Genomic DNA, 19864 nt, shown 5'->3' with positions numbered 1-19864 from the left:
GCGTCGGCGACGCAGCGGCGCGCGCCTCACCCCGGCGCCGTCGCGCGGCGACCTGTTCCCGCGCTCTTTGGAGAGAATGTCCTGATCGATCACGCGTGAATCCCGGATTCCAAGGAGTGCCGGTGCGGACCTTCGAGGCGCTGCGGGAGGACGATCCCCGGCAGGTGGGCCCCTTCCGGATCGAGGCACGCCTCGGCGAGGGCGGGATGGGCCGCGTGTATCTCGGGCGTTCCCGGAGCGGGCGGGCCGTCGCGGTGAAGGTGGTGCGGCCCGAGTTGGCCGGCGACGCCGATTTCCGCCTCAGGTTCGACCGCGAGGTCGCCACGGCCCGCAAGGTCAACGGCTTCTTCACCGCCGGAGTGGTCGACGCCGACCCACAGGGGTCTCCGCCGTGGCTCGCGACGGCGTACGTGCCCGGCGTGTCGTTGGAAGACGCCGTGGACGAGCACGGGCCGTGGCCGGAGGAGTCCGTCCTGGCCCTGGCCGCCGGGCTGGCCGAGGCGCTGGAATCGATCCACGCGGCCGGGGTCGTCCACCGGGACCTCAAGCCGTCGAACGTGCTGCTGGCCGGGGACGGCCCCCGCGTCATCGACTTCGGCATCTCCCTGGCCGCCGAGGGCGGCTCGCTGACGAAGACCGGCATCACCATGGGCACCCCAGGGTTCATGTCCCCGGAGCAGCTCAAGGGCACCCGGGTCGGACCGGCGAGCGACGTGTTCTGCCTGGGGCTCGTGCTGGCGTTCGCCGCGACGGGCACCGGGCCGTTCGGACAGGGGTCGTGGCAGGGGCTGTGGTATCGCATCGTCCACGAGGAGCCCGCCCTCGACGCGCTGCCGCCCACCGTGCGGACGCTGGTCGCGCGGTGCCTGGCCAAGGAACCCGAAGCACGGCCGGCCCTGTCGGCCGTGCTGAACGAACTGGCCGGCGGCGGCCGTGACTTCGCCTCGCCCACCCAGCAGGGCAGGTGGCTTCCCCCGACCGTGGCGCAGGCGGTGCGTACGCGCGTCGCCCCGACCCGCGCCTCAACCGCGTCTCCGGAGCCGCCGGGGGCGCCGTATCCGTACATGTCCGGTGCGCCGGGGCGCCCCCGGGCGGGCGGCGGACCAGGCCCGCAGGTGATCACACCCGGTCCGCGGCCGGCCTTCCCCGCGCCGAACCCTCCGTACGTTCCTCCCGCTCCCTACTCGGCGGGGCCCGCGCACCTCCTTGCGAGGCCGTACGCGCCGCCGGTGCGTCCCACGGCCGGGCGACGGCCCAGGCGGTACCCCGCCTGGCTGCGGCGGACCACGCGCGCCTGGGCGGTCCTCTGCGGGCTCCTCACGGCCGTCGCAGCCGTGTGCGAGGTCGGCATGGGCATCTCCGCCACGCCGAGGAGCGTTTCCCGCGACGGTTCTCCGTTGACCGTGGCGCTGAACCCCGCGCTGAAGCCGGCGATCTACGTCTCCGGCGCGTCACCCGATCCGCGCTGCAAGATCGAGACCGGCCGTGGGCGGAACGCCAGGCTCGCCCGGCCGGCGGCGAACTACCGGCCGTTCGCCATGGGCGACGCCAAGTGGCGGCTGCTCTACGAGATCCGCGCGCCGAAGACGGACACCTACAAGGTGACGTGCTCCGGCGACGACACCGTGTTCGGCGTCGGAGCGGCGCCCTCGGCCGACGTACGGAGCGTGGCCGGCGCCGCCGTGGCGCTCCTGGTGCTCCTTGCCGCCTTCGGAGTGCCGGCCCTGCTGCTGGCCGCCCTCGTCACCCGGAAGTCACGCCCGGCCCCCTGAGCCGGAGGTGTGCCCGCGGTCACTTGGCGTCGGCGTAGCAGGTGACGGCCACCGCCTCCATCGGGAAGCGGACCGTGGTGTCGCCGAACAGCAGCCGGGTCGCCTCGTGCGCCGCGCGGCCGACGGCCTCGCGGACCTCGCCCGCCACGTCGAGCGGGCAGTGCACCATCACCTCGTCGTGCTGGAAGAACACCAGCCGTGCCGGGTCCGGCAGCAGTCCGCGCAGCACGGCGAGCAGCGTCAGCGCCCACTCGGCCGCCGTGGCCTGCACGACGAAGTTGCGGGTGAACCTCCCCCTGTCCCTGGCCGCCCTGGCGCCCTCAGGACCGGCCACCAGGCGCCGCCACCGGTCCGACGGGGGCGGGCAGGTGCGGCCCAGCCACGAGCGGACCAGCCGCCCCTCCTCCCCCGCGCGTGCCGCGTCCTCCACGAACGCGTACGCCTTCGGAAACCGCTGCCGCATGACGGCCAGCAGCTTGGATGCGTCGCCGCTGGTCCCGCCGTACATCGCGGACAGCATGGCGATCTTGGCCGACTCGCGGACCCCGCCGAACGCCTGGGCCAGCGCGGCGTACAGGTCGATCTCCCCGGCCGCCCGCGCGAGCCCGCGGTCTCCGGACAGCGCGGCCAGCACCCGGGGTTCGAGCTGCGCGGCGTCTGCGACCACGAGCGTCCAGCCGTCGTCGGCCACCACGACCCTGCGCATGACCTTGGGGATCTGCAGCGCGCCGCCGCCGCTGGTGGCCCACCGGCCGCTCACCACCCCGCCCACGACGTACTCGGGCCTGAAGCGGTCGCCGCCGACCCATTGGTCGGCCCAGGTCCAGCCGTGGAAGCTGTACAGACGGGCCAGCTCCTTGTACGCCAGCAGCGGCTCGACGGCGGGGTGGTCGATCGTCTTCAGCACGCGGGAGCGGGTGGACGGGATCTCGATCCCCGCGGTCTTGAACGCCCGGACGATCTGCTGCGGGGAGTCGGGGTTGATCAGGTGGCCGAAGGCGGCCGACACCTCGTCGGCCAGGGCCTGGAGCTTCGCGGGCCGCATGCCGTGGGCGGGGCGGGGCCCGAGCAGGTCGGTCAGCAGCGCGTCGTGGACGTCCTCGCGCCAGGGCATGCCGTCGTGGCCCATCTCCGCCGCGATGAGCGCACCGGCCGACTCGGCGGCGACGAGCAGGCGGAACCGCCCGGGATCGGGCGTGCGCGCGACGCGGCGGCGCTGATCCTCGAACACCTCCGCGACCATGTCGGCCTCGGGCACGCCGTGCCCCGGCGGCGCCGGGTCGAACAGGCTCGCCTGCGTGCCGCCCGCCTGATGCGCGTCAGACGCCTCGTGCGGGTCGTCGGGCACCGGGAGGCCGCGCAGGCGCGCGTAGGCCGCCTGGGCCTGTCTGGGCTCTCCGTAGCGCCCGTCTGCCGCCAGCAGGAGGTTCTCGGTCAGCGCGACGTCGTGGCAGCGCGACAGCCGTACGCCGGCGGACAGGAGCGCCGGGTAGACGCGGCGCGCGTCGGCCCACACCCAGCGGGGCCGCTCGGCGGCCTCCAGCGAGCGCACGGCCGCCGCGAGATCGGAGACCCGGCTCGCCGGCCCGCCGAGGGGCTTCACGGTGCCGCCCCCCTCGGCGTCGGCCGCCACCACAACGTGCACCCCACCAGCCTGCCAGGCGGCGCCGACATTTCCCCGGCCGCGCCCGGCCGGTCAGAGCGGGATCTCGACCTCGTCCTCCAGCGGCGGCTCCTCCTCCTGCGGCAGGCAGCCCGTCGCCGCGAAGCAGCGCAGCCGGAGCGTGTCCCCCGTGACCGACATGTGGAGGAAGCTCTTGAAGAAGGGCGGGGTGTCCCAGTCGGACAGTTCGGAGATGTACCGGTGGAAAACCCGCCCCACCGGCAGGCGGAACGGCATCGGCCAGCCGCCGAGCAGCCGGGCCGCCCACTTCACCCGCGCGCCGATCGGCGCCCCCGGCGTCGGCCGGGGCGGGGTGTTGCCGATCTGCCGGGACATCAGGCCCAGCCCCTCCTCCGGCGTGATGTAGAGCCCGCGCAGCCGCAGCCTCCTGCTGTAGAGCAGGCTGTAGAAGGACAGCGAGTCGCCGCGCAGCGGATAGCACTTGAAGTCGTCCTCGTGGACGCCGCCCGCGTCCACCCGGGGAATCGTGTGGGTGGCGTGCATGAACGCCCCGCCGCCCCCGGACACGACGTACTGGATGAGCCGCCCCTCCGCCCGCACCGGGTAGCGCTGGTAGTTGTGCACGTCGCCGCCGATGGCCGCGACGTAGTTGTGCGCCGGGTCGCGGACCACGTCGTCCACCGTGCCGCCGCCCTCGATCTCGCAGGGGTGGTAGGCGTTGTTGACGTAGATCGGCTTGCCGGTGATCAGGATCTTGGGCCGGGGGTCGGCGGAGACCCGGCGCAGCCACTCGCCCTGCTCGCGGTCGAGGGTGCCCTTGATCCCGGTGTCGATGCCGACGAGCAGCAGGCGGCCGGTGTCGATCACCCAGTAGGGCCCCGGCAGCGCCGGGCCGGGGTTGGGCCGCATCTTCCTGGCCTCGGCGAGGGCGTCCTCGTCGATCGTCTCCGGCTTCTTCCACAGCAGTCCGCGCAGCCCGTCGGGCGACAGCCGGAACCCTCTCTGCTCGGCGGACAGGGGGTGGGCGTCGCAGAAGACCCGCATGAAGCCGCCGAGCCCGTCGTACCAGTCGTGGTTGCCGGGCACGGCGAAGATCGGGGCCGGGTAGTCCTTGTAGGGCCGGAAGAACTTGTCGCAGTACTCGTTGCCCGAGCCGGTCGGGTAGATCACGTCGCTGGCGACGACGGCGAACGCGGTGTCCGCGCCGAGCTTGAGCAGCCCGGGCACCACCGCGTACTGCGAGGCGTCGCCCTCGCCGGTGTCGCCGAGCACCAGGAACGAGAACTCCTCCCCCAGGTCGAGCCTGATACGGAAGTCCTCGTCCACGCCGCGGTCGTGCTGGGCCGCCACCCAGCGGCGGCGCACCTGCGGCGAGGGGTCGCCGAACAGCTGGGCGAGGATCTCGTTGCGGGACCGCCACAGGGTCGCGGGGTTCAGCCAGGTGAACGAGTTCCGGTTGGGCCGCAGCGCGTCGAACGTGCCGATCTGCGAGCAGTCCCAGCCCGCTCCGGCCTGCGACACCCGTGACGAGACCTGTTTCCCCCGCGCGGCGGCCGCGCCAACATCGACCATGGGAACAATCTTGGCAATTTCACGGGATCAGCACACCCGGGTTGAGGATCCCGGCGGGATCGAGCCGTTCTTTGATCCCCCTCAGGATCTCGCCGCCCAGGTCGCCGATCTCCGCGGCGTACGCCTCGCGGTGGTCGCGGCCGACGCCGTGGTGGTGCGAGATCGTGCCGCCCGCCTGCACGATCGCCTCGTTCGCCGCGCGCTTGGCGGCCGCCCACTGCCCGAGCGGGTCGCCGGTCTGCGCGGTCACCACGGTGAAGTACAGCGAGGCCCCCGTGGCGTAGACGTGGGAGATGTGGCACATGACCAGCGGGGAACCGAGCGCGCCGAGCAGGGCCAGCCGTACGGCGTCGTACAGGCGTGGCAGGTTCGACCAGAAGCAGGCGGTCTCCAGCGTCTCCACCGTCGCCCCCGCGGCCAGCAGGGAGTCGCGCAGGTAGGGGGCGGAGAACCGGCCCTGCGCCCACTTGTCCCCCGGCTCAGGCCCGAGGTGCACCCCGCCCGCCTCGACCAGCACGGCGGAGGCGCTGTCCCGCCGGTGGGCCACGTCGCCCGGGGAGCCCTCGAAGCCCGCCACCAGCAGGCAGCCGGAGTCGCGCCCGGCCGCGCCGAGGTCGGTGGGCTTCGCCAGCCCGACCATGGTCTCGGTCTCGTCCGACAGCCTCAGCACCGTGGGCGGCGGGCCCTCCTGCTGCGCGAGCCGCCGCATGGCGGCCGCGCCCTCGGCGAAGGTGGCGAAGCGCCAGCCCTCGTACGTCCTGACGTCCGGGGCCCGGCGGACGCGCAGCCGAAGCGAGGTGATCACCCCGAAGGCGCCCTCGGAGCCCAGGAACACCTGGCGCAGGTCCGGCCCGGCGGCCGACCTGGGCGCTCTGCCGATCTCCAGCGTGCCCCGGGGCGTCGCGACGGTCATGCCGGCGACCATGTCGTCGAACCTGCCGTACCCGGCCGAGGCCTGCCCGCTGGACCTGGCCGCCGCGAACCCGCCCAGCGTCGCGTACTCGTACGACTGGGGGAAGTGCCCGAGCGTCAGCCCGTGCGCGGCGAGGAGCTGCTCGGCCTGCGGCGCGCGCAGGCCCGGCTCCAGCTCGGCGATCATGGAGACGGGGTCGACGGAGACGAGCCGGTTGAGCCGGGTCAGGTCGAGCGCGACCACGCCCGTGAAGCCCCCCTCGGAGCCACACCGCGCCGCCACGAGGCCCCCGACCACCGAGGTGCCCCCGCCGAACGGCACCACGGCCACCCGCTGCTCCGCGCACAGGCGCAGCACGGCGGCCACCTCGTCGTGCGAGCCGGGAAGCACGACGGCGTCGGGCGCGTCCGAGGCGTCCCCCGCGCGCATGAGCAGCAGGTCGGGGGTGGACTTGCCCCGGGTGTGCCGGATGCGGGCGTCGTCGTCGGCCCGCACGTGCTCGTCCCCCACGATCGCGGCCAGCGCGGCCAGGACGGGCGGCGGCAGCGCCACCGGCGGCAGCCGCACCTCGCCGAACGTCGCCGCCGGTGTGGCGGGCGCCCGGACGCCGAGGAGTTCCGCCAGCAGGTCGCGCACCGGCGCGGGCAGCTCGGCGGCCTTGGCGGGATCGCCCCAGCCCGACCAGAGCATGGGTTCCGCCGCGGTGAGAGGGGTTTCCATAGCCGTCGCGCCTCCAGGTAGGTTACTAAAGAGTAATGCGGAAGTAGTGGAGGGGATATGAACTCCTCACTGAACGCGGCCAGGCGCCGGTGGGAGCTCGACGAGGCGGGCACGGACGTCGTGGACGTGCTCGTGGTCGGCCTGGGGGCGACGGGGGCGGGAGCCGCGCTCGACGCCGCCTCCCGCGGGCTGTCGGTGGCCGCCGTGGACGCCCACGACCTGGCGTTCGGCACCTCTCGGTGGAGCTCCAAGCTGATCCACGGCGGGCTGCGCTACCTCGCGAGCGGGCAGGTCGGCGTGGCGTGGGAGAGCGCGGTGGAGCGCGACGCCCTGCTGCGCTTCACGGCGCCCCATCTGGTCGCCGCCCACCCGTACCTGCTGCCGCTGACGCCGGCGGTCCCCCGTGCCCAGGCCGCGGCCCTCATGGCCGGCTACCGCCTGGGCGACGCGCTGCGGGCCGCCGCGGGCACGCCGCGGCGGCTGCTGCCCGGCCCCTCACGGCTCGCGTCCGGCCGGGCGCTCGCGCTCGCCCCGTCGCTGCGCGCGGACGGCCTGCGCGGGGCGCTGCTGTCCTGGGACGGCCGGGTGGTGGACGACGCCCGCCTGGTCGTCGCGCTGGCGCGTACGGCCGCCGCCCACGGCGCGCGGATCCTCACCCGGTGCCGGGCGCTGGCGCTCGCCGGGGACGGCGCCCGGGTGCGCGACGAGCTGACCGGCGACGAGTTCGACATCCGGGCCCGTGCGGTGATCAACGCGACCGGCGTGTGGGCCGGAGAGCTGACGCCGTCGGTGGCGCTGCGTCCCTCGCGGGGCACGCACCTCGTCCTGCGCCCCGGGGCCCTCGGCGCGCTGCGCGCGGGGCTGCACGTGCCGATCCCCGGCGAGCGCGCCCGCTTCGCGCTGGTGCTCCCCCAGGCCGACGGGCGGGTCTACGCCGGGCTGACCGACGAGCCGCTCGACGGCCCGGTCCCGGACGTCCCCGAGGCTCCCGAGAGCGACGTCGCGTTCCTGCTGGAGGTCATCGGGACAGCGCTGGACCGGCCGCTGTCCCGCGCGGACGTCGCCGGCGCATTCGCCGGGCTGCGGCCCCTGGTCGACGCGGCAGACACCGCGGGCGCACCGGACTCCGCCGACGGCCGGACGGCCGACCTGTCCCGCCGCCACGCCGTGCTGCGCTCGCCGGACGGCGTCGTGACGGTCGTGGGCGGGAAGCTCACGACGTATCGGCGGATGGCCGAGGACGCCGTCGACGCCGCCTGCCCCCACGCCCGCGCGAGCCGTACGGCGCGGCTGCCCCTCGTCGGGGCCGGGCCGGTGCGTCCTGGCGCGCCCGGGCGGCTGGCCCGCAGGTACGGCTCGGAGGCCTGGGCGGTGCGCGACCTGATGCGCGGGGACCCGGCCCTGGCCGAGCCGGTGGCACTGGGGATCACCCGGGCCGAACTGGTGTGGGCCGTGCGCCACGAGGGCGCCCTGGACGCCGGCGACCTGCTGGACCGGCGGACCAGGATCGGGCTGGTGCCCGAGGACCGCGCGGCGGCCCTCCCCGCCGCCGAGGCCGCCCTGGCCTACTCCTGATCGACGCCCACCCCCCTCGGCGCCGCCCCTACCTGTTCTCGATCGCCACCGTACGCACCGGCAGTATCCGGATATTTGTGGATTTAACGTGGATTTACGACCCCGCGCCCGCAACCCCTGACGCCGTTGGTTAAGGTTAGTCTTACCTAAGAAACACGAGTGAAGGACGGGACCGGATGGCCAACGGGTGCGAGCACCCCGCCGCCTGCCACACGGGGGAGGCGCCGATCCTCGCGAGCGCGACCAAGAAGGGCCGGTTCTGGCTGCTCATCGAGCATGCGGGGCCCTGGGCCGCGGAGTTGGAGGAGTGCCGGCTGCCGGATGACGTCCACCGGCTGATCTCCCGCGCCAGGGCTCTTGACATCCGGCCGCAACTGATCCGCCGGCCCGGCCGCCGCGAGGCCCTCACGGGCCCCCTGCACGTCTACGTCGCCGCGTCCGCGGTGGACGATCCGTGGCTCGCCGAGGGCTTCGTGGAGCACCCCGACGATCTTGACCTGGGCGCTCTCGTGCACGGAGTGGTTCCGGAGTCCTGCATACTGGTGAACGAGCCGATGTACCTGGTCTGCACGCACGGCAGGCACAACGCGTGCTGTGCGCGTCTGGGACTCCCGCTGGCGCGGTTCCTCGACGAGAACCTGCCCGGCGAAGTGTGGGAAACCACACATGTCGGCGGCGATCGATACGCCGCCAACCTCGTATGCTTGCCACACGGGCTTTACTACGGCAGCATGTCTCAGGCTGCTGCGATCGCGGCGGCAAACGCGTACCGGCACGGCGAGGTCGTCCTCGACCGTTTCCGGGGACGCGCGGGTATCCCTGAGCCACTGCAGGCCGCCGAGCACTTCGTCCGGGCGCATACCGGCGAGATCTCGGTCGGCGGGGTGGCCGTGGAATCCTCCCGGTCGGTTGACGACACCACGATCTGCGTCGTGCGGCGCACGACGGAGCGTGGGACGTCGCGATTCCGGGTCGTGGTCGAGCCCACGGTGTTCACCGCACCGTGCGGGTTGAACTGCGCCGACGGAATCCCGACCTACAGGTTGGCCGAACTGAGCGAGCTCACGCCGGTATTGACCTGAGGGCTCCGCCCCGGAGCCGGGAACACCACGGCCTATCCCGGCGTTGGCACAAGGGACGCCACAAGCGTCCAATGCGGCACAAACACTGAAATACCTCTCACCAAAGGTGGTTTCTCATGTCTCAGGTACGTCGGCAGCTCGCCCGCCCGCGCCCCAGCTGGGGTTGGCAGGATGATGCCGCGTGCCGGGGAGAGGACCTGGTGCTGTTCTTCGGTCCTGACGGCGAGCGTCAGCCCGAGCGCGACATCCGGGAGCGCAAGGCCAAGGCCATCTGCGCTCAGTGTCCTGTGCGAGCGGAGTGCCTCGACTACGCGCTCTCCCGTCCGGAGAAGTACGGCACCTGGGGCGGCCTCAACGAGGACGAGCGCGCGTCCGAGCGTCGCCGTCGTATGCGTCGCGCCGCCAGCGCCGGAATCAGCGCCGTCGCCTGAGCGTTTCCCCCTTCCCCGACACGCGTCACCGCTGGGCGCTTCGCGTCCCGTCCCCCGATGTGGGCGACGGCGCACGCGAGGCGCCCTTCAGGTCTCATCCGTCCCTCCGCTTCCCGCCGAGGCGAGCAGGCCCAGCACGTCGTCATCGGTGAGCTGGTCGAACCGCCGGTACCACTGGCCCACCGCGCGGAAGTTCTCCGGCGTGGCCGGCACGACGACCTCGTCGGCCTCGCTCCGCATCGCCTCCACCGTCTCCGGAGCGGCGACCGGCACCGCCAGCGTCACCCGGCCCCGCCCCGCCTGGATCGCCCGTACGGCCCGCAGCGCCGCGCGCGCCGTGCCTCCGGTCGCCAGGCCGTCGTCCACCACGATCACGTCACGGCCGCGCAGTTCCGGCAGCGGCCGGTCTCCCCGGTAGACCCGCACCCGCCTGGCGAGCTCACGCCGTTCCCGTCCGGCCACCTCCGCCACGTCCTCCGGTTCCAGGCCGAGCCGGTCGAGCATCTCGGAGTCGAACACGGGCCGCCCGCCCTCCGCGATCGCGCCGACCCCGAGCTCGGGCCGGGCCGGATGCCCGATCTTCCGGGTCACCAGCACGTCGAGCGGGGCGCGTAGCCGCTCCGCGATCGGCGCGGCCACCGCCACGCCGCCGCGCGGCAGGGCGAGCACCACCGGATCCCGTGGGTTCACGTTCCACAGGATCTCGGCGAGCAGCGCACCCGCCTCGGCGCGGTCGGCGTACGGCAGCCGCACCCGCATCGTCCTCACGCCCCGGTCATACCCGCCCAGAACGGGAGGCATCCGAGCCTACGGGCGGCTCATGCCCCGCATCTGCTTGTGGATGGTCTTCCACTTGCGGGTCTCCTCGGCGCGCAGCCGGGCGTCGGTGCGGCGGGCCATCCAGGCGGCCTCGCGCTGGAGCCTGTTCCAGCTCTCCAACCGCCGCTCGGGCAGCTCGCCCGACTCGACCGCCGCCAGCACCGCGCAGCCCGGTTCCTCCCGATGCCGGCAGTCGGAGAACCGGCAGCCCTCGGCCAGCTCCTCGATGTCGGAGAAGACCAGGTCGACGCCCTCGCTCATCTCGTACAGCCCGACGCGGCGGATGCCGGGGGTGTCGATGACGAGCCCGCCGCCGGGCAGCGGGATGAGCTGCCGGTGGACGGTGGTGTGCCTGCCCCGCCCGTCGGCGGCCCTGACCTGCTGGGTCTCCATGACCTCCGCGCCGGCGAGGGCGTTGACGAGAGTGGACTTGCCCGCGCCCGACGGGCCGAGGATCACCGCGGTCCCCGAGGGGCCGAGGTGGGCGCGCACCAGGTCCACGCCGTCGCCGGTGAGCGAGCAGACCGGGTGGACGTCGACGCCCGGCGCCGCCGCCTCGACGTCGGCGAGGAGATCGTCCAGCCCCTGATCGAAGAGGTCGGCCTTGGTGACGAGCACGACCGGCCGGGCGCCGCTCTCCCAGGCGAGCGCCACGAGGCGCTCGATCCTGCCGAGATCCGCGAAGTCCGTGGCGTGCATGGACGGCTCGGCCACGAAGACCACGTCGACGTTGGCGGCCAGGACCTGGCCCTGGCCGTCGCCCGACAGCCCTCCGCGCGAGTCGCGGCTCACGCCGCCCCGGACGAAGGCCGTACGGCGGGGCAGCACCTCGGCCAGTTCGTAGCGGCCCTCATCGAGCCGGGCGAGCGCGACCCAGTCCCCCACGCACGGGAGCTCGAGCGGATCGGCCGCCGCGGCCCTGCGTACGCGGGCGCCGAACCGCGCCTGATGGTTTCCGTCGGCGGCGATGACCTCGGCCGCGCCCCGGTCGACCCGCGCCACACGCGCGGGAACGGCGCCGCCGGGCAGGTCGGGCAGCTGCTCCGCGAGCCCGTCGTGCCAGCCGAGAAGAGAAAGATCGTTGAACACTGCTGGTGAACACCCTTCGGAAACCGGGTGTCCCAGCGAGAAGAGACTAGGCGGACACCCGGGAGTTGACGGACGGCATGGTCGTCAGAAAGACCCGCATAGTCCTCACCTCCCTGGTCCTGGCCGCTCGACGGCGGCGACGGGGGAACACTAGCAGCACCCGGACGGCCCCGCGCAACCGATTAAATCCACTCAGGGGCGATGCCGACGGGCGGCACGAGAACGGCTCCCCGCGACCTCGCCAGGTCGCGGGGAGCCGTTGCTCGTCGATCTGGGGTGATCAGGACAGGCCGGGCGCGGGGAACCGGCTCGTCAGCTCGGTGACCTCGCCGTGCACCCGTGCGATCACGTCCTCCGCGTCGCCCTTGGCCACGGCGGTGACGACCTCGTCCATCCACGCGCCGATCTGGCGCATCTCGGCCTCGCCCATCCCACGCGAGGTGACCGACGGCGTGCCGATGCGGATGCCGGACGGGTCGAACGGCTTGCGCGGGTCGAAGGGCACGGTGTTGTAGTTCGTCTCCAGGCCCGCCCGGTCGAGAGCCTGCGCGGCCGGCTTGCCCCCGACGCCCTTGGACGTGAGGTCCATCAGGATCAGGTGGTTGTCGGTGCCGCCGGAGACCAGGTCGAACCCGCGGGCGAGCAGCTCGTCGGCGAGCGCCTGGGCGTTCTTCACAATCTGCGCGGCGTACGCCTTGAAGTCCGGCTGGGCGGCCTCGTGCAGGGCGACGGCGATGGCGGCGGTGGTGTGGTTGTGCGGGCCGCCCTGCAGGCCGGGGAACACGGCCTTGTCGAGCGCCTTGGCGACCTCGTCGGTGTTCGCCATGAGCATCGCGCCGCGCGGGCCGCGCAGGGTCTTGTGGGTGGTCGTGGAGATCACGTCCGCGTGCCCGACCGGCGAGGGGTGGGCGCCGCCGGCGACGAGGCCCGCGATGTGGGCGATGTCGGCCGCGAGCACCGCGCCGACCTCCTTGGCGATCTCGGCGAAGGCCGGGAAGTCGATCGTGCGCGGGATCGCGGTGCCGCCGCAGAAGATCAGCTTGGGCCGGTGCTCGAGCGCCAGCGCGCGCACCTCGTCCATGTCGATCCGGCCGGTGTCGCGGCGCACGCCGTACTTGACCGAGTTGAACCACTTGCCGGTGGCGGACACCGACCAGCCGTGGGTGAGGTGGCCGCCGAACGGCAGGCCCATGCCGAGCACGGTGTCGCCCGGGTTCAGGAACGCCAGGTAGACGGCGAGGTTGGCGGGCGAGCCCGAGTAGGGCTGGACGTTGGCGTGGCTCACGCCGAAGACCGACTTGGCCCGCTCGATCGCCAGCGTCTCGATCTTGTCGATGACCTGCTGGCCCTCGTAGTAACGCTTGCCCGGGTAGCCCTCGGAGTACTTGTTGGTGAGAACGGTCCCGGTCGCCTCCAGGACGGCCCTGGACACGTAGTTCTCGGACGCGATCAGCTTGACGGTGTCGGCCTGCCGCCGCTCCTCCGCCCTGATCAGTTCGGCGATCTCGGGATCGACGACGTTCAGCGAGTTCCCAGCCATGGCGCCTTCCTTCTCCACGTCGACTCTTCGGCGGCGACCCAGGCGCACGGCCTCCGCGAATTCGCTCCCCGGTGGTGCCCCACCTAGCGACGCGCCACAGCAGCACGTCAGCGCCAGTCGCGATGCCTCCAACCCTATCCGAGCGCGCCTCGCCGGAGAGCCGAGTGCGGCTCAGCCGTCGGAAATCGCCACATCCCGGAAAACGCCCACACGGGGGATGTCGACGTCCACCGACTCCGCCTCCTCGGACACGGACGTGTAGACCCCGTAGAACCGCTCCTCCTCACCGGAGCCCACCCCTGTGACCCCGGAGCTGCACATGCACGTGCCGTCCTTCCAGACGGGATAGACGGGCTCCTTGGCCCCCGGCGTCGTCAGGCCGACCCGGGACACCGAGTAGTCGAGCGCGCCCCTGCCGAAGTCGTCCATGAAGATCCAGGCGTTCGGTCCCCGGTTCGTGAGCGCCCAGCTCAGCCGGACGTCGCCGTCGCGCAGCCGGACCACTTCGGTGATCTGGACCCGCATCGGGTTCTTATCGATCTCCACGTCACGGGTGGTCGCGGGCGTTCCGGGAAGGTTGCCCTTCGGCGCCCACGGCCGGACGATCACCAGCGCCGTCGCCGCGGCGGCCAGGGCGAGCACCGCCGCCGCGAGGTACGGCCACCGGCGCCGCCGGCGCGGGGTGGGCGGAACGGGAGCCTCGGGCGTGGCGGCCGGGGCGACGACCGGGGTCCAGGTGTCCCCGACCACCCGGGTGGCCGTCTCGATCCCGGCGCTCTCCCGGCCGAGCAGCGCGTCGAGGAGCCCCTGGGCTGTGGGGCGGCGGGCCGGGTCCTTGTCCAGCGCCCGCTCCACCAGCGGCCGCAGGCGCTCGTCGAGGCCGTCGAGCCGCGGCGGCCGGGACACCACGCGGTAGAGCACCTCCGCGGGAGTGCCGCCGCCGAAGGGCGGGCCGCCGGTGCCGGCGTAGGCGATCACGCACCCCCAGGCGAAGACGTCGGCCGCCGCGGTGATCGGTTCGCCGTTCGCCTGCTCCGGGGCCATGTACGCGGGGGTGCCCACGACGGAACCCGTCCGGGTGGCGTCGGCGTCGGCCAGCCGGGCGATGCCGAAATCGATCACTTTGGGCCCGAGCACGCCGAGCAGGATGTTCGACGGCTTCAGATCCCGGTGCACGACGCCGGCCCCGTGGATGGCGACCAGGGCGGCGGCCGTCGCGACGGCCAGGGCCTGCAGGCTTCCGCCGGCGAGCGGGCCCTGATCCCTGATCAGCGAGCCGAGGTCGGGCCCTTCGACGTACTCGGTGACCAGATATGCCTGGTCACCGTCCAGTCCGGAGTCGAGCACGGCCGCGGTGCAGAACGGGGCGACCCGTTGGGCGGCCTGCGCCTCCTGGGCGAACCTGCGCCGGAACTCCGGCCCGGCCGCCAGCTCCGGGCGCATGATCTTGACGGCCACCGGCCGGCCCGACGGATCACGCGCGAGGTGGACGATCCCCATCCCGCCCTCCCCGAGCCGCCGCAGCAGTGTGTAACCCCCGATCGAGGGCCGAGGCGGCGCCGGGGACGTCGACGCATCGTCAGTGGGAGGAATCGGCGTCGTCACCCGCCCCATGGTGGCGGATAGATCAGTCTTTCGCGACGGATTCCCGGACTGTACCGAAGACGTGGTCCGGTCAGCCGTCATAGACGGGAACGTCGGCGAAAAGCCCGAACCCGGGGACGTCGACCCCGATCGTCTCCAGGTCCTGCGGTACGCCGGTGTACGTGGCGTAGAGAGGGAGCACGTCACCCGGATGAAGCCACTGGGTCGGAAGGGCGCTGCACACGCAGCGGTCGTCCTTGCGCGCGGGCAGGAACTTCGACCCGCTGGGCGGGTCCACGAGGCCCGCGCCGGACAGTTCGTCGCCGAACAGGTCCCTCGGCCACCACGATCCTTCGCTGCCGGTCATCGTGATCGTCCACTGGACGGTCACCGAGGTCCCGCGCCGCTTCACGGCGTCCACCGTGACGTGGAGCGGATGCCCGTTGACCTTGATGTCCCTGGACGCCAGCGGGCCCTTCGGCGGCGTCGTCCCGCCACCGAAAGGATGGAGTGCGAAGATCAGGATCGCGGCGGCCACCGCGAGCGCCCCGCCGGCCACCGCGACCGGCACCCAGCGGCGGCCGCGCCGCCTGCCCACGCCGGCCGCCCCCGCGTCGCTCCGTTCTGTGCCGCCCAGTCCCGTCCTGTCGGGCCCGTCCGCGCCGTCCGGCGCCGCGCCCGCGCGGCGGGTCGTCTCGGCGGGGGCGGCCCAGATGTCGCTGACGATCCTCGTGGCGGCCTCGACCGCCACCTCCTCCCGGCCGAGCAGCCGGTCGAGAAGCCGCTGGGCGCTCGGCCGCCGGGCCGGGTCCTTGTCCAGCGCCTGCTCGACCAGGTTCCGCAGGCGCTCGTCCATCCCCGTCAGGTAGGGGACGTGGTGCGCGACCCGGTAGAGCACCTCCGGCATGGGGCCCGAGCCGAACGGCGGCCTGCCGGTGGCGGCGTACGCGACCACGCAGCCCCAGGCGAAGACGTCGGCCGCGGAGGTCACCGGCTCCCCCCGCGCCTGCTCGGGTGACATGTAACTGGGCGTCCCGATCACGGTGCCGGTCCGCTCGGCCAGCGTGTCGGCGAGGTGGGCGACACCGAAGTCGATCACCCGGGGGCCGAGGGGCGAGAGCAGGATGTTGGACGGCTTGAGGTCGCGGTGCACGATCCCCGCCCCGTGGATGGCGGCGAGGGCCGTCGCGACGCCGACGGCGAGCGCGTCGAGGTTCGAGCCGGACAACGGCCCCTGCGCGTCGATCACCGACGACAGGTCGGGACCGTCGACGTACTCGGTGACGAGATAGTGCCGGTCGCCGTCCCGCCCGGCGTCGAGGAGCGGCGCGGTGCAGAACCTGGCGACCCGCTTGGCGGCCTCCGCCTCCTTGCGGAACCGGACGCGGAACTCCTCCTGGGCGGCCAGCTCCGGCCGCATGACCTTGAGCGCCACCTGGCGGCCCCCCGGGTCGCGGGCGAGATAGACGATGCCCATGCCGCCCTCCCCCAGGCGGCGTACGGGGACGTAGGGGCCGATCGTGCGCCGGTGGGTGGCGGTGGGGTCACCGGTGGAAGGCTGTGCGTCCATCGACGCCATCCTTCCACCGCTACCGGGCTAGATCAGCCTTTATCGGACTTGCGGTGATGGTGCTCGTGTCTGGTGGCGCCGCCCAACGGCCACAACCGGTCCACCTCCGCGTTCAGCGTCGCCCCGATGAGCACGGCGAGCGCGGTGATGTAGAGCCACAGCAGCACGGCGATCGGCGCCGCGAGCGAACCGTAGATCGACAGCGGGGTGAACCAGGCCGCCAGCACCTCGCGGAGGAACGCGGCGCACACGATCCAGATCACCAGCGCCAGCACGGCCCCCGGGGTCTCGCGCCACCAGCGCGTCCGGTGCGGCACGCTCACGTGGTAGAGCAGCGTGAGCATCAGCACCGAGCCGATCACGACCACGGGCCAGTAGAGAACGGTCACGAGCGCGGCGTACCTGGGCAGGGCGGTGGACATCAGGGTGGGCCCGATGACCAGGACCGGCATGACGACCAGCCCGATCAGCAGCGCGGCGAGATACAGGACGAACGACAGGACCCGGGTGCGGATGATCCCCCGGGTCTCCCCCAGGCCGTACGCGATGGATATCAGGTCCACATAGACGAACAGGGCCCGCGAGCCCGACCACAGCGACAGCAGGAAGCCGACGGAGATCAGCGAGACCTGACCGCCGCTCAGCACGTCGGCGAGCAGCGGCTTGACGACCCGCTGGACGGTGTTGTCGGTGAACAGCAGCTCGGACTGGTCCACGACCCAGCGTCTGATCTCGGCGATGGCGGCCGGGCCGAGCAGCCCGCTCAGGTGGCCCATGACGCCGAGCAGCCCGAGCACGAACGGCGGCAGCGACAGCAGCGCGAAGAACGCCGCCTCGCCCGCGAGGCCGGTCACCCGGTAATTGACGCCCGCCATCGTGGTCGCCTTCACCAGGGCCCAGATGTTCCTCTCGCGCAGCCAGGTGAGACGCGCCCGGGCGAGCGCCATGCCCTTGCGCGTGATGTGCCGCGGCCTGCGCGACGGCGCGTCCGTGGAGGTCATGGCACCCAACCGGTCATGAGATATGGGCTCTACCCGCTGCCGCGGCGGTTAGTACGTGACCTGCGGGCGGATTGTCGCCGCCAAGAATAGGGGCCTGCGCCCCCTGCTCGCGAGAACCGTGTTCCCCACTTCACCATCGGGGCGGTCATATCCGCCGGTCGTGCCTTCGGAGCGCCTCTCCGGTTCGCTAGGTTCGCAGCATGGCGTTCACAATGGAGACATGATCTGCCAAGCGTGCAGGGAGCACCGGCACGAGGAGTGCCGCGGCGGGTCCTGGTGCGACTGCCAGCATCAGGAGCCGTCCGAGAGTCAGCACGAGGCCGAGCCGCCGGAGAACTGGGTCCGCAAGGGCTGACGCGCGTCACATTGCCGTCACAATCCCGCATCCTGGACACGAACTTGGACATCGAGGATCTCAGAGGTATCGTTTGGGACATGCCAGCGGACCCGTTGCTCGTCGTGCGACGCCACGTCGATCTCCTGCGTGTCCGTAGCGCGATCTGTATCGACGCCGGCTGACCGTCGCCCTCCGCTGATCCATCCCGGGCGCTCGGCCAGGCGTCGTTTTCGTATGCCCTCACACTCGACGGCGAGGTGAGAGGCCGCCTGCGCCGGTGTCCGCCGAAACCCGATCTCAGACCGAGCCTCGGAGAAGGACGTGTGCCCATGAGCACCCCGGCCCGCCCGGCGAACCGCCACCACAAGCGCCCGCGCGGCGAAGGTCAGTGGGCTCTCGGTTACCGTGAGCCGCTGAACAAGAACGAGGAGAACAAGAAGGCCGATGACGGGCTGAACGTCCGCCAGCGGATCATCGACATCTACTCCAAGCGCGGCTTCGACTCCATCGACCCCGCCGACCTGCGCGGCCGCTTCCGCTGGTACGGCCTGTACACGCAGCGCAAGCCGGGCATCGACGGCGGCAAGACGGCCGTCCTGGAGCCCGAGGAGCTCGACGACCGCTACTTCATGATCCGCATCCGGACCGACGGCGGCCAGCTCAGCCTCGAGCAGCTCCGGGTGATCGCCGACGTCTCCAACGACTACGCCAGGGGCACCGCCGACGTCACCGACCGGCAGAACATCCAGCTCCACTGGGTGGAGATCGAGTCGGTGCCGGACATGTGGACCCGACTGGAGGCCGTGGGCCTGTCCACCACCGAGGCGTGCGGTGACACGCCGCGTGGCATGCTCGGTTGCCCTCTGGCCGGGATCGACGCCGACGAGGTGATCGACGGACGGCCGCAGCTCCAGGAGATCCGCGAGCGGTACATCGGCGACCCGGCGTTCTCGAACCTGCCGCGCAAGTTCAAGACCGCGATCAGCGGCTGCGCCGCCCACTGCACGGTCCACGAGATCAACGACATCGCGTTCGTCGGCGTGGTGAACGAGCAGGGCGAGGCCGGCTTCGACCTGTGGGTGGGCGGCGGCCTGTCGACCAACCCGATGTTCGCCAAGCGGCTCGGCGTGTTCGTCCGGCCCGAGCAGGCCCACGAGGTGTGGGCCGGGGTCACCGGCATCTTCCGCGACTACGGCTACCGGCGGCTGCGCGGCAGGGCGCGGCTGAAGTTCCTGGTCAGCGACTGGGGCGCGGAGAAGTTCCGCGACGTGCTGCAGACCGAGTACCTCAAGTACGAGCTGCCCGACGGCCCGGCCCCCGCGGCGCCGCGAGGGGACCGGCGCGACCATGTCGGCGTCCACCTCCAGCGGGACGGCAACTACTACGTGGGCTTCGCGCCCCGCGTGGGCCGTCTCAGCGGCGACCTGCTGCACCGGATCGCCGACATCGCCGAGCGCCACGGGTCCACCCGGGTGGCGACCACGATCGAGCAGAAGATGGTCATCCTCGACGTCGCCCCCGACCAGGTGGAGTCGATCGTGGCCGAGCTGGAGGCGGCCGACCTGCGGGTCAACCCGTCCACCTTCCGCCGCCAGACGATGGCCTGCACCGGCATCGAGTACTGCAAGCTCGCGATCGTCGAGACCAAGAACGCCGCGTCGGAGCTGATCGACGAGCTGGAGCGGCGCCTGCCCGACTTCAACGAGCCGCTGACGATCAACCTCAACGGCTGCCCGAACTCCTGCGCCCGTATCCAGACGGCGGACATCGGGCTGAAGGGCCAGCTCGTCGTCAACGACAAGGGTGAGCAGGTCGGGGGCTACCAGGTCCACCTGGGCGGCTCGTTCGGGCTGAACCCGAGCTTCGGCCGGAAGGTCCGCGGCCTCAAGACCACTGCCGAGGACCTGCCCGACTACGTCGAGCGGGTCGTGCGCAACTACGAGAAGCAGAAGAACGACGGCGAGACCTTCGCCGAATGGGTCCAGCGCGCCGACGAGGCCGACCTCAAGTGAGGCCGGCGAGCGGAGCGAGCAGATGAGCACCGAGAGGGCCGCGCCGTTCTACTGCCCGTACTGCGGCGAGGAGGACCTGGAGCCCTACGTGACCGAGGAGGAGAGCCACGGATGGTACTGCAGGTCCTGCGCCCGTGCCTTCCGGGTGAAATTCCTCGGCCTCGGCGTGCGTTCGTGATCCCGAGGGCTTTCATCCAATCATCCGATGAACCAATGAACGACG

16 protein-coding genes and 1 riboswitch are annotated in these 19864 nt (G+C 72.5%); of the genes, 7 read left to right on the top strand and 9 right to left on the bottom strand.

Annotated elements, in window-relative coordinates; all coding sequences use genetic code 11:
- Positions 1-122 precede the first annotated feature (122 nt).
- A complete protein-coding gene (locus QSK36_RS02745) occupies positions 123-1772 on the top strand; it encodes a serine/threonine-protein kinase (protein ID WP_285781208.1) in 1650 nt (549 codons plus the stop codon).
- Positions 1773-1791: 19 nt separating this feature from the next.
- Here the strand turns inward: QSK36_RS02745 and QSK36_RS02740 are convergent, their stop codons facing one another.
- From QSK36_RS02740 to QSK36_RS02730, 3 genes are read right to left on the bottom strand one after another with little or no spacing between them, the layout of a single operon-like run.
- On the bottom strand, positions 1792-3417 hold the full coding sequence (locus tag QSK36_RS02740) for a bifunctional 3'-5' exonuclease/DNA polymerase (RefSeq protein ID WP_285781207.1): 1626 nt from the start codon (positions 3415-3417) through the stop codon (positions 1792-1794).
- Positions 3418-3468: 51 nt separating this feature from the next.
- Complete coding sequence (locus tag QSK36_RS02735) at positions 3469-4968, bottom strand: metallophosphoesterase family protein (protein ID WP_285781206.1); 1500 nt, start codon at positions 4966-4968, stop codon at positions 3469-3471.
- A 19-nt stretch (positions 4969-4987) separates the two neighbouring features.
- Positions 4988-6601, bottom strand: a complete 1614-nt coding sequence (locus tag QSK36_RS02730) for an FAD-binding oxidoreductase (RefSeq protein WP_285781205.1) — start codon at positions 6599-6601, stop codon at positions 4988-4990.
- Between the two features lie 57 nt (positions 6602-6658).
- Between QSK36_RS02730 and QSK36_RS02725 the strand changes: the two genes are divergently transcribed.
- The 3 genes from QSK36_RS02725 (at position 6659) to QSK36_RS02715 (ending at position 9689) form a co-directional block, all read left to right on the top strand.
- Positions 6659-8176 carry a glycerol-3-phosphate dehydrogenase/oxidase gene (locus QSK36_RS02725; protein ID WP_285781204.1) on the top strand — a complete coding sequence of 506 codons (1518 nt, stop codon included), beginning with the start codon at positions 6659-6661 and terminating at the stop codon, positions 8174-8176.
- A 176-nt stretch (positions 8177-8352) separates the two neighbouring features.
- On the top strand, positions 8353-9258 hold the full coding sequence (locus QSK36_RS02720) for a ferredoxin family protein (protein WP_285781203.1): 906 nt from the start codon (positions 8353-8355) through the stop codon (positions 9256-9258).
- Between the two features lie 116 nt (positions 9259-9374).
- The gene (locus QSK36_RS02715; RefSeq protein ID WP_076434697.1) at positions 9375-9689 is read left to right on the top strand and encodes a WhiB family transcriptional regulator; all 315 of its coding nucleotides are present in this window, start codon (positions 9375-9377) and stop codon (positions 9687-9689) included.
- A gap of 87 nt (positions 9690-9776) precedes the next feature.
- Here the strand turns inward: QSK36_RS02715 and QSK36_RS02710 are convergent, their stop codons facing one another.
- From QSK36_RS02710 to QSK36_RS02685, 6 genes are all read right to left on the bottom strand, one after another.
- Positions 9777-10448, bottom strand: a complete 672-nt coding sequence (locus QSK36_RS02710) for a phosphoribosyltransferase (RefSeq protein WP_285781443.1) — start codon at positions 10446-10448, stop codon at positions 9777-9779.
- Between the two features lie 48 nt (positions 10449-10496).
- Entirely contained in the window at positions 10497-11597 is a 1101-nt protein-coding gene (gene rsgA, locus QSK36_RS02705; protein ID WP_182903173.1) for a ribosome small subunit-dependent GTPase A, read from the bottom strand.
- A 280-nt stretch (positions 11598-11877) separates the two neighbouring features.
- Positions 11878-13155, bottom strand: a complete 1278-nt coding sequence (glyA, locus tag QSK36_RS02700; RefSeq protein ID WP_476703415.1) for a serine hydroxymethyltransferase — start codon at positions 13153-13155, stop codon at positions 11878-11880.
- 11 nt (positions 13156-13166) lie between these two features.
- Positions 13167-13268: riboswitch (ZMP/ZTP riboswitch) on the bottom strand.
- A 40-nt stretch (positions 13269-13308) separates the two neighbouring features.
- Entirely contained in the window at positions 13309-14751 is a 1443-nt protein-coding gene (locus QSK36_RS02695) for a serine/threonine-protein kinase (RefSeq protein ID WP_502883275.1), read from the bottom strand.
- Between the two features lie 61 nt (positions 14752-14812).
- A complete protein-coding gene (locus tag QSK36_RS02690) occupies positions 14813-16291 on the bottom strand; it encodes a serine/threonine-protein kinase (protein ID WP_285781202.1) in 1479 nt (492 codons plus the stop codon).
- 32 nt (positions 16292-16323) lie between these two features.
- Positions 16324-17292 (bottom strand): YihY/virulence factor BrkB family protein, encoded by a 969-nt coding sequence (locus QSK36_RS02685; RefSeq protein WP_285781201.1) that lies wholly within the window; start codon positions 17290-17292, stop codon positions 16324-16326.
- Between the two features lie 220 nt (positions 17293-17512).
- On the opposite strand from QSK36_RS02685, the gene QSK36_RS02680 reads away from it, so the two are divergent.
- The 3 genes from QSK36_RS02680 to QSK36_RS02670 all read left to right on the top strand — a co-directional run bounded on the left by QSK36_RS02680 (position 17513) and on the right by QSK36_RS02670 (position 19819).
- Positions 17513-17647 (top strand): hypothetical protein, encoded by a 135-nt coding sequence (locus QSK36_RS02680; RefSeq protein ID WP_285781200.1) that lies wholly within the window; start codon positions 17513-17515, stop codon positions 17645-17647.
- Between the two features lie 311 nt (positions 17648-17958).
- A complete protein-coding gene (locus QSK36_RS02675; RefSeq protein ID WP_182903172.1) occupies positions 17959-19641 on the top strand; it encodes a nitrite/sulfite reductase in 1683 nt (560 codons plus the stop codon).
- Positions 19642-19663: 22 nt separating this feature from the next.
- Positions 19664-19819 carry an Insertion element protein gene (locus QSK36_RS02670; RefSeq protein ID WP_142563833.1) on the top strand — a complete coding sequence of 52 codons (156 nt, stop codon included), beginning with the start codon at positions 19664-19666 and terminating at the stop codon, positions 19817-19819.
- Positions 19820-19864: the final 45 nt, after the last annotated feature.

Origin of the sequence: Microbispora sp. NBRC 16548 (genome assembly GCF_030268985.1) — a bacterium.
Lineage (GTDB): Bacteria > Actinomycetota > Actinomycetes > Streptosporangiales > Streptosporangiaceae > Microbispora > Microbispora catharanthi.
The sequence above is the reverse complement of the archived record's forward strand: the minus strand, read 5'-3'. Positions and strand labels throughout refer to the sequence as shown.

Coding starts and splice junctions, on each gene's coding strand:
- QSK36_RS02715 (WP_076434697.1), top strand. CDS start 9,375: ATGTCTCAGGTACGTCGGCAGCTCGCCCGCCCGCGCCCCAGCTGGGGT.
- QSK36_RS02680 (WP_285781200.1), top strand. CDS start 17,513: ATGATCTGCCAAGCGTGCAGGGAGCACCGGCACGAGGAGTGCCGCGGC.
- QSK36_RS02675 (WP_182903172.1), top strand. CDS start 17,959: ATGAGCACCCCGGCCCGCCCGGCGAACCGCCACCACAAGCGCCCGCGC.
- QSK36_RS02670 (WP_142563833.1), top strand. CDS start 19,664: ATGAGCACCGAGAGGGCCGCGCCGTTCTACTGCCCGTACTGCGGCGAG.
- QSK36_RS02695 (WP_502883275.1), bottom strand. CDS start 14,751: ATGGGGCGGGTGACGACGCCGATTCCTCCCACTGACGATGCGTCGACG.
- QSK36_RS02720 (WP_285781203.1), top strand. CDS start 8,353: ATGGCCAACGGGTGCGAGCACCCCGCCGCCTGCCACACGGGGGAGGCG.
- QSK36_RS02725 (WP_285781204.1), top strand. CDS start 6,659: ATGAACTCCTCACTGAACGCGGCCAGGCGCCGGTGGGAGCTCGACGAG.
- QSK36_RS02710 (WP_285781443.1), bottom strand. CDS start 10,448: ATGCGGGTGCGGCTGCCGTACGCCGACCGCGCCGAGGCGGGTGCGCTG.
- QSK36_RS02730 (WP_285781205.1), bottom strand. CDS start 6,601: ATGGAAACCCCTCTCACCGCGGCGGAACCCATGCTCTGGTCGGGCTGG.
- QSK36_RS02685 (WP_285781201.1), bottom strand. CDS start 17,292: ATGACCTCCACGGACGCGCCGTCGCGCAGGCCGCGGCACATCACGCGC.
- QSK36_RS02735 (WP_285781206.1), bottom strand. CDS start 4,968: ATGGTCGATGTTGGCGCGGCCGCCGCGCGGGGGAAACAGGTCTCGTCA.
- QSK36_RS02690 (WP_285781202.1), bottom strand. CDS start 16,291: ATGGACGCACAGCCTTCCACCGGTGACCCCACCGCCACCCACCGGCGC.